Here is a 14,594-nt window from a genome sequence, read left to right on the forward strand (position 1 = left end):
GTGAGGCGGGGCGGGTCACCCATGAAGGGACCCCAGGAGTAACTGGGCACATACGTCCAATCAGGGGGTCCTCCGGCGGTTCTCACGCCGGCGCCCTGGTGAAGGCCCGGCGGGCCTGCCGCACGAACTCGCGTACGGCGGGGCCGTGCCCGCCGCGCCACACCAGGGCGAGCAGCGCCGGCGACTCGACGTCCGCGATGGTGAGCGCGAGGAGCCGGTCGCGGTGGGCCGCGGCCATCGACTCGCTGAGGACGGCGACGCCCAGCCCGCGGGCCGCGAGATCCGCGACGGAGTCGGCCGCCCCGGCCTGCAGCGCGATCACCGGCTGGACGTCCCGGGCCGCACAGGCCCGATCGAACACCGTACGCAGACCGGTGCCGGCGGGCATGCAGACGATCGGGTGCGAGCCGAGCTCGCGCAGGGTGACGGCGTCCCGGCTCGCGAGGGGGTGGTCCGGTGGGACGGCGGCGACGAGCCGCTCGCTGACGACCGTCAACGTCTCCAGGTCCTCCGGGGCGGCGGCGAGCCCGGCGAGGACCAGGTCGAGGGCGCCGGACCGCACCCCGTCGACGAGCCGGTCGGAGTTGTCCTCCAGCAAGGCGATCTCGACCCCCGGATGGGCCCGGTGGAACGCGGCGAGGGCGTCGAACAGCGGCGTGACGGTGCAGCCGACGACCATCCCGACGGTGAGCCGGCCCCGGATGAGGCCGGTCACCTCGCCCACCGCCTGTCCCAGCGCCCCGGCGGCGGCGAGCGCGGCGCGGGCATGATCGAGCGCGGCCTTTCCCGCGACGGTGAGCGTGACGCTCCGTGCGGACCGGTCGAAGAGCTCGGCGCCGAGTTCGCGTTCGAGCTGCCGGATCTGCGCGCTCACGCCGGACTGGCTGATGTGCACCCGCTCGGCCGCGCGGGTGAAGTTGCGCTCCTCGGCGACCGCGACGAAATACTCCAGCTGACGCAGTTCCATAACCACTGATTCTAGGTTCCATCAGATCCATCTGTTGGACTTCTCACCTGCCCCTCGGCAGGCTGGAGACCGTACGAGAGATCGGGAGGAACCATGCCGGAGTACGAGAAGGCCATGCGGCCGGAGGACATCACCCGCCTGTTCGTCGAGCGGTCGAACGCCGGGGACGCCGCGGGCGTGGCGGCGCTGTACGAGGAGGACGCGGTGCTGGCCTACCCGCCGGGGAGCGTGACGGCCGGCCGGGAGGCGATCCGCGCCCTGTGGGAGAAGGTCCTCGCGAACCGTCCCCGCTTCGAGCCCGAGGAGCCCCTCCCAACCCTGGTCAGCGGCGACCTCGCGCTGACCTCGACCCCGCCGAAGGACGGCGCGGGCGCCCGGGCCCAGGTCGTACGGCGCCAGCCCGACGGGAGCTGGCTGCGCGTGCTCGACCAGCCCGAGTTCGCACCACCCGCCCGCTGATCCGGTCAGAGCGAGCCGCCGGGGGCACGGTCCGGCGCGACACGGCTGTAAGTCGCATGCAAGGATCACGCAAGAAAATCGCATCCGGAGCGCCGTAACTTTCCGCTCATGAAGAAGATAACTCGCGCCTCCGGTCTGGTATTTGCCGCGGCGGTCGCCGCACTCGTCGCGTCAGCCGCTCCGGCCAACGCGATCGTCGATGGGATCACGAATCACGAGCCGACGCCGCCCGTGTGCACCAGCGGCAAAATCGGGAGCACCAGGAATTACACGCATTGCTCTTATACGCACCTGTTCACCGTGGTGCGGGCGGGAGCGACCTACAACGAGGCCGTACAGAAGGTCAATCCGGACATCTCCAACACCGTCCAATTTTTGGACGACCAGGAGGGCTGCGGCGCAGTACTACGGACCAGCAGCAGCAAGTACCTGCATTTCCCAACGAACGCGGAAGCATCGGACAAGTACCAGTGGTTCCCGGGCGATCCGGAATATGGAGTCGAGACGACCTTCAAGGTGTCGCAGACCTGCATGTGGATCACCGAGGGCTCCTGACGCGGAATCCGGCGACGGATACATTCCGCCGGCGCCGAGGTCGTCCGCCGGATGCCCACTGATCGCTCGTGGACGGTCCGGCGTCCGCGAGGAGCGCACAGCCCGCGGACGGCGGACGGTCTCAGGATGACGGTCCGTAGCGAAGGGCGATCGCGGCGGCGCGGTCGTGCAGAGAGTCGCGCAACCACTGCGGCGCCAGGGCTTCCGCGTCCGTGCCGAGCTGCCACAGCGCCCATTCGGCGTGTCTCGGGTCCTGGAAGTCCACCTCCAGCCGCAGCCGGCCGTCCGAGTCGGTCTCTTCGGCGCGGAGGGCCAGCGCGGTGCTCACCAGGTCCTCCCGCCGCGCCGGGTCCACCCGTACCAGCGCGGTGACCTGGTCGCCGCCGGTCCGGAACCGCGTGCTGCGTTCCTGCCAGGCCCGGTCCAGATCGACCCGCTCCGGTCGCTGTGCGGGTTCGGCGAGCTCCTCGGCGGCCAGGATGCGCGACAGGCGGTAGGTGCGGTCCGCGCCGGACCTCGTGGCCAGCAGGTAGCCCCGGCCGCGTACGGTGACCAGGCCGATCGGGTCCACCGTGCGCCACTTCGGCGTCTGGTCCACGGCCGCGTAGTGGATGCGCAGCCTGTGTCCGGCGAACACCGCGCGCAGGACCTCGGCCGCGATGGCGTCGGGCACCTCCTCGGCGGACAGCCGACGCGACAGGAGATCGGTCTCCGGGTCGACGAGCAATCGCTCGGCCGCTCCGGCCGCGGTGTCCCGATAGCTTTCGGGCAGCGCGTCGACCACCTTGAGCATCGCCGAGGCGAGCGCCGAGCCGAGACCGAACGCCTGCGCGCCGCGCCGCGACCCGGCGACCAGCAGGGCAAGGGCCTCGTCGTGGTTCAGTCCGGTGAGCTCGGTGCGGAAACCGGGCAACAACGCGAACCCGCCGTGCCGCCCGCGTTCGGCGTAGACCGGGACCCCGGCCGCGGACAGCGCCTCGATGTCGCGCAGCACGGTGCGGGTGGACACCTCCAGCTCGCGGGCGAGCGCGGCCGCGGACAGCCGGCCGTGCTGCCGCAGCAGCAGTACCAGCGAGACCAACCGGTCGGCACGCACGGCGAAAACCTACCGGAATATACGACACAGGATGTCGTGATTCGCTGGGAGGCTCATCGACGCGGCTACCGAGCCGATCGACGTACGTGTCGTCGACGAATCGAATGGAGCTGATATGGCGATGGAGCGAACCGCGGTCAATCCGTGGGCGTGGTCGACGGAGCTGGGATACAACCAGGGCGAGATCGTCTCCGGGCATGCCCGGACCCTGTACTGCGCGGGGCAGACCGCGATGGGCGGCGACGGCAAGCCCCGGCACGCCGGGGACATGGCGGCACAGCTGACGCTGAGCCTCGACAACCTGGAGGCCGTGCTCGGCGAGGCCGGCATGTCCCTCGCCAACCTCGTCCGGCTCAACGTCTACACCACCGACGTCGATCGGCTCTTCGAGCACTACGGCGTGCTGGCGTCGCGGCTGGGCGTAGCAGGGGTGGCACCCTCCACCACGATGCTCGGGGTGACCCGGCTGGCGATCCCCGACCTGATGGTCGAGCTCGAGGGGACCGCCGTCGCGTGATCGCGTGACGCGACCTCGCCGCCTCCGGCAGGACCGCCGGAGGCGGCACGGAAACCGGCGCTGGGGGATCGCGGCAACCGGCGTCGACGACCTCGACGGGCGCACCCGGACCGTCCCTCAAAGGCGACTCGTCAGCAGCGCCCTGCGCCGTCGAGGGACGAGGTGGCGCTCACGTGATATCCGTCGCCGTCCCGTCCCGCCACCGGGCCGATGAACCACACCGACAGGTGGACGTCCCGTCCGCCGGTCCGCTTGACGAGGCAGATCGTCCCGTCGCCCTCGTCGTCCGGGGATCGCGTCCAGCCCTCTCGTCGCGCCGCGTAGCGATAGAAGGACAGGACTCCCGTCCGGGGTCCCGGCAGCTCGTAGGACTGCCCGGCCGAGACGAGCGCGTCGTCGCGGTCGCACCCGGCCACGCGCCCGCCGCGCGGCGTCGCGCCCTCCGGGCGGATGTCCAGGGTGGGAAGCGCGGCGAGGGCGGCGGCGAGCGCCTCCTCCGCGGCCGTGCAGGCGGAGGCGGGCGCCCCGGTGGCGGAGGTCACGACCTGGGCGACGGCCCCCGCGACGGCCAGCGCCGCGACCCCCACACCCCCGAGACGAGAATCCGTCTCATGATCGGGACCCTATGCCTCGGGACGGCGGCAGCGGCAGGGTGGCCGGAGGCGGATCGCCGTGCGAAGGACGGTCAGTTTCCGGATCCGCGCCAGCCGGTGGGCAGCGTGTAGTGCCAGCCCTCCCGCCAGTCGAAGGGCGCGTCCACCAGGTCTTCGAGGCGCGCGCCGGTCAGCAGGCAGTCCAGCGCCCACCTGTTGGCCGAGTGAGCGACGACGAGCACGCGAGCACCATCCCAGCCGGCGAGCAGATCATGCAGGAAACTCTCCGTGGCCTCGACCACCTGACGGTAGCTCTGACCGCCGGGAAAGGGCACGTCGACGTGCGCTGCCCGGTTGGCGGCGACCGACGAGACCGAGCCGCCGTTGAGCGGGCCATAGTCGCATTCGCGCAGCCGCGCGTCCTCGTGGACGGGGATCGGCGTGCCGGCGAACGCGATCCGGGCTGTCTCCACCGCCCGGTGCAGGTCGGAGACGAACACGGCCGCCAGACCCGTGTTCCTGCGCCGCTCGCCGAGCTCGGCCGCGAGCCGCCGCCCGCGCTCGGAGAGCCTGCCGGGCAGCCACCCGGTGGCGATGCCGTTCTCATTGTCCTCTGTGATCGAATGCGTCTCGTACACGATCTCGACCGCCATATGGGCCCTCCGTTCCTGGCGGCTCCCACAGTGCTCGACGCTCCGATAGCGGCCGATCTCCCGGCCGAAGGCCCGGCGCTCGCCCACATAGCGCAGCGACTCGTCCACACAGCCCTGGGCGAGGCCCACCGACAACGCGGCGCTCGCCACCCGGCCCTCGTCCAGCGTACGGAGGAACTGCGCGTAGCCCCGGCGCAGCCACCCCCACCACGCCGGTGATGTCGGTGCCCGAATCGGTGATGAACGCCTTCAAGTGGTTGATCACCCACTCGCCGCCGTCGAGGACGACCGTGGTGCGCATCCCCGCCGTCGTGGAAGTGCCCGGCCAGCCGGTCGGACCCGGCCCCGGCCTCGGCGCACCCCTTTTCCCCCGAATTCCGGCCGCACTCGCGATAGTACACAGAGGCGCTAAACGCAACCGCCGGCAGAAGGCCTCATCTTTCGTGATGGTGACCGACAGGAAACCCGGTGGCCGAATCCGTTGCCCGCTGTGCCTACCTGCCGGCCGGCCCGTCACACCGGAGGCGGCCGAGAGCCCGGCCCGGTGCCGCACCAGCTCATGGGAGGCGACCCGGGAGATGTCGCGGAGCACGAACGAGAAGCTGACGCGCTCTACCTGAGATCGAACTCGTGGCGTCGCAGACCTGATCACGTCGGAGTGAAGATCAGCCCGGTTTCGGCGAGGCGTAGCTCGCGGTCGGCCTACAACGGGTGAGTTGCCGAGCTCGGATGGGCCAAGGCGGGCGGGCTCAGGCGGGCAGGCCGAGTTCGCGGGCGATGAGCATGCGCTGCACCTCGCTGGTGCCCTCGCCGATCTCCAGGATCTTCGCGTCCCGGTAGAAGCGGCCGACGGGGAACTCGTTCATGAAGCCGTAGCCGCCGAAGATCTGGGTGGCGTCGCGGGAGTTGTCCATGGCGGCGTTGGACGACACCAGCTTGGCGATCGCGGCCTCCTTCTTGAACGGCAGGCCCGCCAGCATGCGCTCGGCGGCGTGATAGTAGGCCAGCCGGGCCGTGTGCGCCCTGGCCTCCATGTCGGCGATCTTGAACTGGATGGCCTGGTAGCGGCCGATCTCCCGGCCGAAGGCCCGGCGCTCGCCCACGTAGCGCAGCGACTCGTCCACACAGCCCTGGGCGAGGCCCACCGACAGCGCGGCGATCGCCACCCGGCCCTCGTCGAGCGTACGGAGGAACTGCGCGTAGCCCCGGCCGCGCTCGCCGAGCAGGTTCTCCTCCGGCACCCGGCAGTCGGTGAACGACAGCTCCCGGGTGTCGGAGGCCGACCAGCCGACCTTGGAGTACTTCTTCGACACCGTGAAGCCGGGCGTGCCCGACGGCACCAGGATCGTGGAGATCTCCTGCTTGCCGTCCTCGCGGCGGCCGGTGATCGCCGCCACCCCTACCACGCCGGTGATGTCGGTGCCCGAATTGGTGATGAACGCCTTCGAGCCGTTGATCACCCACTCGCCGCCGTCGAGGACGGCCGTGGTGCGCATCCCGCCCGGCACGTCGGACCCGCCGCCGGGCTCGGTCAGGCCGAACGCCCCCAGGACCTCCCCCGCCGCCATCTTCGGCAGCCACCGCTGCTTCTGCGCGTCGGTGCCGAACCGGAGGATGGGCATCTCGCCCAGCGAGACCGCCGCCTCCAGCGTGATCGCCACCGAGGAGTCGACCCTGGCCAGCTCCTCCAGTGCCAGGCACAGCGCGAAGTAGTCGCCGCCCATGCCGCCGTACTCCTCCGGGATCGGCAGGCCGAACAGGCCCATCGCGCCCATCTTCCGGACGATGTCGTACGGGAACTCGCAGCGCTCGTAGTAGTCCCCGATGACCGGGGCCACCACCTCGCGGGCGAACTCCTCGACCGACTTGCGCAGTTCGACGTGCTCGTCGTTGAGCATCTCAAATCTCCTTGGCGAGAGCCTGGACGACGCGGGAGGGGCTCGGCCGGCCCAGGATTCCGGCGAGCCAGAGGCTGGTGGCGGCCAGCGACCTGACGTCCACCCCGGTCTCGACGCCGAGGCCGTCGAGCATCCAGACGAGGTCCTCGGTCGCGAGGTTGCCGGTGGCGCTCTTCGCGTACGGGCAGCCGCCGATGCCGCCGGCGGAGGAGTCCACGACCGTGATCCCCCGCCTGATCGCGGTGAGCGTGTTGGCGAGGGCCTGGCCGTAGGTGTCGTGGAAGTGGACGGCGAGCCGGTCCGGCCCGACCCCCGCCTCGGCGAAGGCGTCGAGCAGCGCCTCGACGTGCCGTGGCGTGCCGACGCCGATGGTGTCGCCCAGCGACAGCTCGTAACAGCCGAGGTCGAGCAGCCGGCGGCCGACGCGGGCGACCTGCGCGGGCACGACCGGCCCCTCCCAGGGGTCGGCGAAGCACATCGACACGTACGCCCTGACCCGCATGCCGTGGGCCAGCGCCCGCTCGACGACAGGGGCGAACATCTCGTACTGCGACTCGACGGTCCGGTTGAGGTTGCGCTGGGCGAACGACTCGGTGGCGCTGCCGAAGATCGCGATGTCCGCGACGCCCTGCTCCAGCGCCCGGTCGAGGCCCCGTTCGTTGGGGACGAGCACCGGATAGCGGACCCCGGGCACCCGGGGCAGGCTCTCCAGCAGCTCGCCCGCGTCCGCGAGCTGGGGCACCCACTTGGGGTGGACGAAGCTCGTCGCCTCGATGGTCGTCAGCCCGGCCTCGGCCAGCCGCCCGATGAACTCGCGCTTGACCTCGACCGGCACGACGGCCGACTCGTTCTGCAGGCCGTCGCGCGGGCCCACTTCGTAGATCGTCACTCGCACGGCGTCACCCGCGCCAAAACCGCGTCCAGCTCCACCGCCTGGCCCGGCCGGGCCCGCAGCTCGGCGAGCACGCCGTCGGCCGGCGCCGTCAGAGTGTGTTCCATCTTCATCGCCTCCACGACGACCAGCGGCTGTCCCGCGCTGACCCGGTCGCCCTCGGCCGCCTTGACCAGCAGCACCGTTCCCGGCATCGGACTGCGTACGACCCCGTCGCCGGCGAGCGCCCCGCCCTGCCGGTCCTGCGGGTCGCCCGGCTCGTGCCGGGTGACGGGCCAGGCGCGGCCCCCCTCGGCGAGCCACACCGTGTCGCGGTTCCGGGCGACCGCGTACCTGCGGGTGACACCGCCGAGGGTGACCGCCGCCTCCTCGGAGCCGGTCCACTCGAGCCGCGCCCGGCCGAGTGAACGCTCGTTAACTTCGATCTCCACGTCTCCGGCGGCGCCCCGCACCCGCACGGGCATGGGCACGCCGAGCCGGTGCACGGTCCAGGCGGGCTCCCCCAGCCGCCAGCCGTCCGCCACGTCCCACGGGTCGCCCGAGGCGGAGCGGTCGAAGCCGGAGTGGAAGACGAGCGCGGCCGCCGCCAGCACCTCGTCCGGCACCTGGCCGCCGACGACGTCGGCGAGCCGCCGCTCGACCAGCCCCGTGTCGAGCCGCCCGGCCGCGACCTCCGGGTCGGCCAGCAGCGCGCGCAGGAACCCGATGTTCGTGGTGACCCCGAGGATCACGGTCGAGGCCAGCGCCCGGTCGAGGGCAGCGAGCGCGCCCGCCCGGTCGGGGGCCCAGGCCACCGCCTTGGCCAGCATGGGGTCGTAGTCGCTGCCCACCGTCATCCCGCCGGTGAGCCCGGAATCGAACCGCACGCCCTCGCCCGCGGGCTCCCGCAGGGCAAGGATCCGGCCGCCCGTCGGCAGGAAGTCGCGGGCGGGGTCCTCGGCGTACACGCGGGCCTCGACGGCGTGGCCGCGCAGGCGCACCTCGTCCTGTCCGAACGGCAGCGGCTCGCCCGCGGCGATCCGCAGCTGCAGCTCGACCAGGTCGAGGCCGGTGACCATCTCGGTGACCGGGTGCTCGACCTGCAGCCGGGTGTTCATCTCCATGAAGAAGAACTCGCCGGGACGGGAGCCGGGGACGATGAACTCGACCGTGCCGGCGCCGACGTAGCCGACCGACCGGGCGGCCTCCACCGCCGCCGCGCCCATGCGGGCCCGCGTCTCCTCGTCGAGCAGCGGCGAGGGCGCCTCCTCGACGATCTTCTGGTGGCGCCGCTGCAGGCTGCACTCGCGCTCGCCCAGGTGGACGACGTTCCCGTGGCCGTCGGCCATGACCTGGATCTCGATGTGCCGGGGCCGGTCCACGAACCGCTCGATCAGCAGGGTGCCGTCCCCGAAGGCCGCCGTCGCCGTACGGCGGGCCGACTCGACGGCCGAGGCCAGGGCGTCGGCGGACTCGACCCGCAGCATGCCCTTGCCGCCCCCGCCCGCCGACGGCTTGATCAGCACGGGGAAGCCGATGCGCGCGGCGACCTCGGCCAGGTCGTCGTGCGGTTCCGCGCCGCCGGGCACGACCGGCACGCCCGCGCGGGCGACCGTCTCCTTGGCCCGGATCTTGTCGCCCATGGCCTCGATGGCCCCGGCCGGCGGACCGACGAACACCAGGCCTTCGGCCGCGCAGCGGCGGGCGAACCCGGCGTTCTCGGCGAGGAAGCCGTATCCCGGGTGAACGGCCTCGGCGCCGCTCGCCCGGGCGGCCTCGACGATCCCGTCGATGTCGAGGTAGCCGCGCGGGAGCCGGACGGCGAGGTCGGCCTCGCGCACGTGACGGGCGTCGCGGTCGGCGTCGCTGTGCACCGCGATCGCGCGGATCCCCAGCGCGCGGAGCGTGCGGATGATCCGGACGGCGATCTCACCCCGGTTCGCGATCAGGACACTGGTGAACATCACGAGGTCGACCTCACATCCGGAAGACGCCGTAGCCTACGGGTTCGAGGGGGGCGTTCGCGGCGGCGCCGAGCGCCAGGCCGAGGACGGTCCTGGTGTCCACCGGGTCGATCACCCCGTCGTCCCACAGGCGCGCCGTCGAGTAGTAGGGATTGCCCTGGTGCTCGTACTGCGCCCGGATCTCGTCGGCGTCGGCGTCGCCGACCATGGTGAGCACGGTGGCGGCCTGCTCGCCGCCCATTACCGAGATACGGGCGTTCGGCCACATCCACAGGAACCGGGGCGAGTAGGCGCGGCCGGCCATCGCGTAGTTGCCCGCGCCGAACGAGCCGCCGATGATCACTGTGAACTTCGGCACCCGGGCGCAGGCCACCGCCGTCACCATCTTCGCGCCGTGCTTGGCGATGCCCCCGGCCTCGTACGCCTTGCCAACCATGAAGCCGCTGATGTTCTGCAGGAACACCAGCGGGATCGAGCGCCGGTCGCACAGCTCGACGAAGTGGGCGCCCTTGAGCGCCGACTCCCCGAACAGGATGCCGTTGTTGGCCACGATCCCCACGGGGTGGCCGTGGATCCGGGCGAACCCGGTGACCAGGGTCGGGCCGTACTCGGCCTTGAACTCCAGGAACCGGCTGCCGTCGACCACCCGGGCGATCACCTCGCGCACGTCGTACGGCTGGCGCGTGTCCTGGGGGACGATGCCGTACAGGTCGCGCGGGTCCCACAGCGGCGGCTCGGACGGCGCCACCTCCCACGGCCGGGACGGCCGGGGGCCGAGCGACGCGACGATGTCCCGCACGATCTTCAGGGCGTGCGGGTCATCCTCGGCGAGGTGGTCGGTGACGCCGCTGACGCGGGCGTGCACCTCGCCGCCGCCCAGCTCCTCCGCGGTGACGGTCTCGCCGGTCGCGGCCTTCACCAGCGGCGGCCCGCCGAGGAAGATCGTGCCCTGGCCGCGCACGATCACGGCCTCGTCGCTCATCGCCGGGACGTACGCCCCGCCCGCGGTGCAGGAGCCGAGCACGGCCGCGATCTGCGGGATGCCCCGGGCCGACATGGTGGCCTGGTTGTAGAAGATGCGGCCGAAGTGCTCGCGGTCGGGGAAGACCTCGTCCTGCTTCGGCAGGAAGGCGCCGCCGGAGTCGACCAGGTACACGCACGGCAGGTTGTTGTGGAGGGCGACCTCCTGGGCACGCAGGTGCTTCTTGACCGTCATCGGGTAGTACGTGCCGCCCTTGACGGTGGCGTCGTTGGCCACGACCACGACCTCGCGCCCGGCGACCCGTCCCACGCCGGTGATGATCCCCGCGGCGGGGGCCTGGTCGTCGTACATGCCGGTGGCCGCGAGCGGGGACAGCTCCAGGAATCGCCCGCCGGGATCGAGGAGCGTGTCGACGCGGTCCCTGGGCAGCAGTTTGCCGCGCTGAACGTGCCTGGCCCGGGCCCGCTCGGGGCCGCCGCGCGCCGCCGCCGCGAGCCGTTCCCGCAGGTCCGCCACCAGGCGCTCGTTCGCCTCCGCGTTGCGCTTGTACGGCTCGCCGCCCGGGTCGCACCGGCTCTCCAGCGCCGGCCAGTCACTCGTGCTCATGCCACGATGTTAGTCATCGTTAACAGACTCCGTCTACCATGGTCCCGTGAAGACCGGGAGGACCGTGAAGACCCCTACCCGCAACAGGCGGGCCGAGATCCTGGACGCCGCCGCGGGCCTCTTCGCGACACGCGGCTTCCACGGCGTGTCCATCGAGGACATCGGCGCGGCCGTGGGCGTGTCGGGGCCGGCGTTGTACCGGCACTTCAGCGGCAAGGAGGCCCTGCTCGCCGAGATGCTGCTGGACATCAGCGAACGGCTGCGCGAGCAGGGGGCGCGGCTGGCCACCACCGCCGACCCGGACACCGCCGAGGCCGCGCTCGACGCGCTGCTGTCCGGGCACATCGAGTTCGCGCTGAATCACCCCGCGCTGATCCGCGTGCACGAGCGCGAGCTGGACAACGTGCCGGAGCAGGCCCGGCGGGCCATCCGGCGGCTACAGCGGCTGTACGCCGAGGAGTGGGTGACCGTGCTGTCCGAGCTGCACCCCGCCTGCCCGCCCGCGCGGCTGCGCGCCGCCACGCACGCGGTCTTCGGCCTGCTCAACTCCACCCCGCGCAGCGCCGGGGAGCTCGCCCCCGAGGCCATGGCCGACCTCCTGCGCACCATGGCCCGCGCCGCGCTGTCCCGGCTTTAGCGCCGAGCCGCCGGCCCGCCGTGTCAGCCGCCCGGGCAGGCGGGGGTCGTCACCCGCCAGGGTGAGCGGTCCCGCTCCGGTCCAGTCCGCCCGGACGGACCAGCCCGCTCTCGTACCCGGCGACGACGAGCTGGGCGCGGTCGCGGGCGCCGAGCTTGGTCAGCAGCCGGCTCACGTACGTCCGGGCGGTCGCGGGGCTGATGAACAGCGCGGCGCCGATCTCCGCGTTCGACAGCCCGGTGGCCACCTGGGCGAGGACCTCGCGTTCCCGCTCGGTCAGTCCCGCGATCCGTCCCGGGTCGACAGTCGTGAAGGCGAGGGCCGCCGCGCTCATGACCCGCCCGGTCACCGCGGGCGACAGCAGCGCGTCCCCGGCCGCGACCGTCCGCACGGCGGCGCGCAGGTCGTCGGGCGGTGTGTCTTTCAGGAGGAACCCCGCCGCGCCCGCCCGAATCGCCTCGAAGAGGTACTCGTCGTCATCGAACGTCGTGAGCACGACCACCCGTACGGTGCGCAGCCGATCGTCGGCGGCGATCCGCCGGGTGGCCTCGATGCCGTCGACGCCCGGCATGCGTACGTCCATCAGGACCACGTCGGGGCGCTCGCGCCGCGCCATCCCCACGGCCGACTCGCCGTCGGCCGCCTCACCGGCGACCTCGATGTCCGGCGCCCGCTCCAGCAGCGCCCGCAGGCCGCCCCGCACGAGGTGCTGATCGTCGGCGATCACCACCCGGATCGCCCCGGCGGCGCTCACTGCGCCGCCGGAGCCGGCAGCCGGGCGGTCCCGGGCGGGGCGGCCCGGCCCGGGACCGCCAGCGGGAGCACGGCCCGGACCTGGAACCCGCCGTCCTCGCCCTCGCCCGCCCACACGCTCCCGTCGAGCAGTTCCGCGCGTTCCGCCATGCCGCGAAGCCCCTCGCCTCCGCCGCCGGGGGCGCCACCCCGTCCGTCGTCGCTCACCGTGATCTCCAGCTCCCTCCCGTAGCGGACCACGACCTCGGCGGTGGTCGCGGCGGCGTGGCGCAACACGTTGGTCAGCGACTCCTGGACGATGCGGTAGGCCGTCACGTCGATGACGTGCGGAACCGGCACCGCCGTGCCCAGGATCCGCAGCGTCGCCGTCAGCCCGCCGGCCCGCACCCTGGCGACCAACCGGTCCAGTTCCGCGAGCCCGCCGACCGGCGCCCGCCCTCCGGCCTCGCCGGTGGGCCGGCGCAGCAGCCCCAGTGTGACGCGCAGCTCCCTCATGGCCTCGCCGCTGGCCTGCCGGATCGCCTCGACGGCCGAGGCCGCCGCGGACGGGTCGCCGGGGAGGGCCTCGGCCGCCACGGCGGCCTGGAGCGAGATGACCGTGGTGGTGTGGCCGAGGGCGTCGTGGAGCTCGCGCGCGATCCGCAGCCGCTCCTCCTGCGTCCTGCGCGCCGCCTCCCGCTCCCGCTCGGCCGCGGCGGCCTCCTCCCTGCGGCGCATCTCGGCCCGCAGCAGGCGGCGGCTGCGCCGACCGTCGCCGAGCGCGATCACCGCGGCCATGAGCGCGACGGCCGATGTCGTCTCCAGGCCGAACAGGAAGGCGGGGTCGTCTCCCTCCAGCAGGCGGAAGAGGGTGGAGACCCCTGCCACCACCACCGCCGTCCCGGCCGCCCAGCGCACCCGTCCCGCCTCGGCCGCGACGTACAGCGCGGCGGCCAGCGGAAGGGCCAGCCCGATGGGCGGGAGCCCCGCGGCGTAGTACCCGAACAGCCCGGCCGCGCTGACCAGGAGCACGAGCAGGGGGAACCGCCGCCGGACCGTCAGCAGCGCGCCGAACCCCAGCGCGGCCAGATAGGCGCCTGCCGGGGGCGCCGACGTGCCGCCCACGTTGGCGCCGATCGCGACGGCGATCACCGCCGTTACGACGGCCCCCGCGACGACGTCGAGCACGGCCGGGGGCACTCGCGTTCTCCACACCGGGACAGTGTAGGAAGAGCCTCCCGGCCACCGCCTTCGTCCGGAGGCGACATCCGCAGGGTCGCGCGTACGCCGGGAAGCGACACCACGCGACGATCCGCCACGGCAGACCGGGGCCTTCCGCCCGGCCTAACGTGCCGGGTGCGCCGTCTCCTCGTGCGGCACGGCACGCCACCCCGGTTTCCGTGTTCCAGGACGACCTCCTGTGCGCCGGAAAGAGGACATCCCGGCCCCCGGAGGACGGGACGCCCTCCTGCCGCGGGGCGAGGCGGCGGCGCAGTCCGTCCCATCCGTACCCCTCACGTCAGGAGACTCGTATGATTCGCAGGCGGCAGGTCACGACCGCGGTCCTGACCGTCCTCGTCTGGGCCTCGATGATCTCGCTGGGAGGCATCCTCGGCGAGACCGTGATGCTCTATCCGAACATCTTCCGCGATCCGCCCGCCTCGCTCGTCCTGGCGCGCGAGTTCATCGTCGCGGGCGGACCGTCCGACTTCTTCCCGCCGCTCGGGCTGACCGTCATCACCGGCGCCGTGGCGGCGACCCTGCTCACCTGGCGGATCCCCACGGTCCGCTGGTGGGTCGCGGCCGCCGCCGTGGTGTTCGTCTGCGCGGAGTTCCTGTTCTCCGCCGCCTTCTTCTGGCCGCGCAACACGATCATGTTCGTGGATCCGGTCGGCACCCACCCGGCCGGCTATCTCCGCGAGGTCGCCGCCGAGTTCGAGGCCGGCCACTGGGTGCGGGTCGCCGGCGGGGTGGTGACCGCGGCCCTGACGTTCGCCGGGCTCCTCCGCTGGCACCGCCTGGTCGTGTCCGCACCGCCCGCCGGCGGGCGCTGATCCAGGAGGG

At 72.7% G+C, this 14,594-nt stretch carries 15 protein-coding genes; 5 read left to right on the forward strand and 10 right to left on the reverse strand.

All coding sequences use genetic code 11. The features are described 5' to 3' along the window. Positions 1 to 82: 82 nt before the first annotated feature. Positions 83 to 967 (reverse strand): LysR family transcriptional regulator, encoded by an 885-nt coding sequence (locus ACWEQG_RS06090; RefSeq protein WP_452282172.1) that lies wholly within the window; start codon positions 965 to 967, stop codon positions 83 to 85. Positions 968 to 1,060: 93 nt separating this feature from the next. On the opposite strand from ACWEQG_RS06090, the gene ACWEQG_RS06095 reads away from it, so the two are divergent. Together ACWEQG_RS06095 and ACWEQG_RS06100 are read left to right on the forward strand one after the other, a co-directional pair. Continuing rightward, positions 1,061 to 1,426 carry a YybH family protein gene (locus ACWEQG_RS06095; protein ID WP_452282174.1) on the forward strand — a complete coding sequence of 122 codons (366 nt, stop codon included), beginning with the start codon at positions 1,061 to 1,063 and terminating at the stop codon, positions 1,424 to 1,426. Between the two features lie 108 nt (positions 1,427 to 1,534). After that, positions 1,535 to 1,981, forward strand: a complete 447-nt coding sequence (locus tag ACWEQG_RS06100) for a hypothetical protein (protein WP_452282176.1) — start codon at positions 1,535 to 1,537, stop codon at positions 1,979 to 1,981. 121 nt (positions 1,982 to 2,102) lie between these two features. On the opposite strand, the gene ACWEQG_RS06105 is transcribed toward ACWEQG_RS06100, so the two are convergent. Continuing rightward, entirely contained in the window at positions 2,103 to 3,077 is a 975-nt protein-coding gene (locus tag ACWEQG_RS06105) for a helix-turn-helix transcriptional regulator (protein ID WP_452282178.1), read from the reverse strand. A gap of 121 nt (positions 3,078 to 3,198) precedes the next feature. Here ACWEQG_RS06105 and ACWEQG_RS06110 point away from each other — a divergent pair, with 121 nt between their 5' ends. Then, complete coding sequence (locus ACWEQG_RS06110; protein ID WP_452282870.1) at positions 3,199 to 3,594, forward strand: RidA family protein; 396 nt, start codon at positions 3,199 to 3,201, stop codon at positions 3,592 to 3,594. A 131-nt stretch (positions 3,595 to 3,725) separates the two neighbouring features. Here ACWEQG_RS06110 and ACWEQG_RS06115 read toward each other — a convergent pair whose 3' ends face one another. From ACWEQG_RS06115 to ACWEQG_RS06140, 6 genes are all read right to left on the reverse strand, one after another. Next, complete coding sequence (locus ACWEQG_RS06115; protein ID WP_452282180.1) at positions 3,726 to 4,181, reverse strand: hypothetical protein; 456 nt, start codon at positions 4,179 to 4,181, stop codon at positions 3,726 to 3,728. Between the two features lie 98 nt (positions 4,182 to 4,279). After that, the gene (locus ACWEQG_RS06120; protein ID WP_452282182.1) at positions 4,280 to 4,990 is read right to left on the reverse strand and encodes a histidine phosphatase family protein; all 711 of its coding nucleotides are present in this window, start codon (positions 4,988 to 4,990) and stop codon (positions 4,280 to 4,282) included. A gap of 599 nt (positions 4,991 to 5,589) precedes the next feature. After that, complete coding sequence (locus ACWEQG_RS06125) at positions 5,590 to 6,738, reverse strand: acyl-CoA dehydrogenase family protein (protein WP_452282184.1); 1,149 nt, start codon at positions 6,736 to 6,738, stop codon at positions 5,590 to 5,592. A 1-nt stretch (position 6,739) separates the two neighbouring features. Continuing rightward, a complete protein-coding gene (locus ACWEQG_RS06130; protein ID WP_452282186.1) occupies positions 6,740 to 7,633 on the reverse strand; it encodes a hydroxymethylglutaryl-CoA lyase in 894 nt (297 codons plus the stop codon). Continuing rightward, complete coding sequence (locus ACWEQG_RS06135; RefSeq protein WP_452282872.1) at positions 7,624 to 9,573, reverse strand: ATP-binding protein; 1,950 nt, start codon at positions 9,571 to 9,573, stop codon at positions 7,624 to 7,626. The genes ACWEQG_RS06130 and ACWEQG_RS06135 overlap by 10 nt, the downstream gene beginning before the upstream one ends. A 13-nt stretch (positions 9,574 to 9,586) precedes the next feature. Then, positions 9,587 to 11,161 carry a carboxyl transferase domain-containing protein gene (locus tag ACWEQG_RS06140; protein ID WP_452282188.1) on the reverse strand — a complete coding sequence of 525 codons (1,575 nt, stop codon included), beginning with the start codon at positions 11,159 to 11,161 and terminating at the stop codon, positions 9,587 to 9,589. A 46-nt stretch (positions 11,162 to 11,207) separates the two neighbouring features. On the opposite strand from ACWEQG_RS06140, the gene ACWEQG_RS06145 reads away from it, so the two are divergent. Continuing rightward, a complete protein-coding gene (locus ACWEQG_RS06145; RefSeq protein ID WP_363468569.1) occupies positions 11,208 to 11,798 on the forward strand; it encodes an SACE_7040 family transcriptional regulator in 591 nt (196 codons plus the stop codon). Positions 11,799 to 11,847: 49 nt separating this feature from the next. On the opposite strand, the gene ACWEQG_RS06150 is transcribed toward ACWEQG_RS06145, so the two are convergent. Then, complete coding sequence (locus ACWEQG_RS06150; RefSeq protein WP_452282190.1) at positions 11,848 to 12,552, reverse strand: response regulator; 705 nt, start codon at positions 12,550 to 12,552, stop codon at positions 11,848 to 11,850. Beyond that, positions 12,549 to 13,745 carry a sensor histidine kinase gene (locus ACWEQG_RS06155; RefSeq protein ID WP_452282192.1) on the reverse strand — a complete coding sequence of 399 codons (1,197 nt, stop codon included), beginning with the start codon at positions 13,743 to 13,745 and terminating at the stop codon, positions 12,549 to 12,551. Before ACWEQG_RS06155 ends, ACWEQG_RS06150 begins: the two co-directional genes overlap by 4 nt. A gap of 317 nt (positions 13,746 to 14,062) precedes the next feature. Here ACWEQG_RS06155 and ACWEQG_RS06160 point away from each other — a divergent pair, with 317 nt between their 5' ends. Further along, a complete protein-coding gene (locus ACWEQG_RS06160; protein WP_452282194.1) occupies positions 14,063 to 14,584 on the forward strand; it encodes a hypothetical protein in 522 nt (173 codons plus the stop codon). Positions 14,585 to 14,594: the final 10 nt, after the last annotated feature.

This window comes from Microbispora sp. NPDC004025, assembly GCF_053604425.1.

Coding starts and splice junctions, on each gene's coding strand:
- ACWEQG_RS06090 (WP_452282172.1), bottom strand. CDS start 967: ATGGAACTGCGTCAGCTGGAGTATTTCGTCGCGGTCGCCGAGGAGCGC.
- ACWEQG_RS06095 (WP_452282174.1), top strand. CDS start 1,061: ATGCCGGAGTACGAGAAGGCCATGCGGCCGGAGGACATCACCCGCCTG.
- ACWEQG_RS06100 (WP_452282176.1), top strand. CDS start 1,535: ATGAAGAAGATAACTCGCGCCTCCGGTCTGGTATTTGCCGCGGCGGTC.
- ACWEQG_RS06110 (WP_452282870.1), top strand. CDS start 3,199: ATGGAGCGAACCGCGGTCAATCCGTGGGCGTGGTCGACGGAGCTGGGA.
- ACWEQG_RS06125 (WP_452282184.1), bottom strand. CDS start 6,738: ATGCTCAACGACGAGCACGTCGAACTGCGCAAGTCGGTCGAGGAGTTC.
- ACWEQG_RS06135 (WP_452282872.1), bottom strand. CDS start 9,573: ATGTTCACCAGTGTCCTGATCGCGAACCGGGGTGAGATCGCCGTCCGG.
- ACWEQG_RS06140 (WP_452282188.1), bottom strand. CDS start 11,161: ATGAGCACGAGTGACTGGCCGGCGCTGGAGAGCCGGTGCGACCCGGGC.
- ACWEQG_RS06160 (WP_452282194.1), top strand. CDS start 14,063: ATGATTCGCAGGCGGCAGGTCACGACCGCGGTCCTGACCGTCCTCGTC.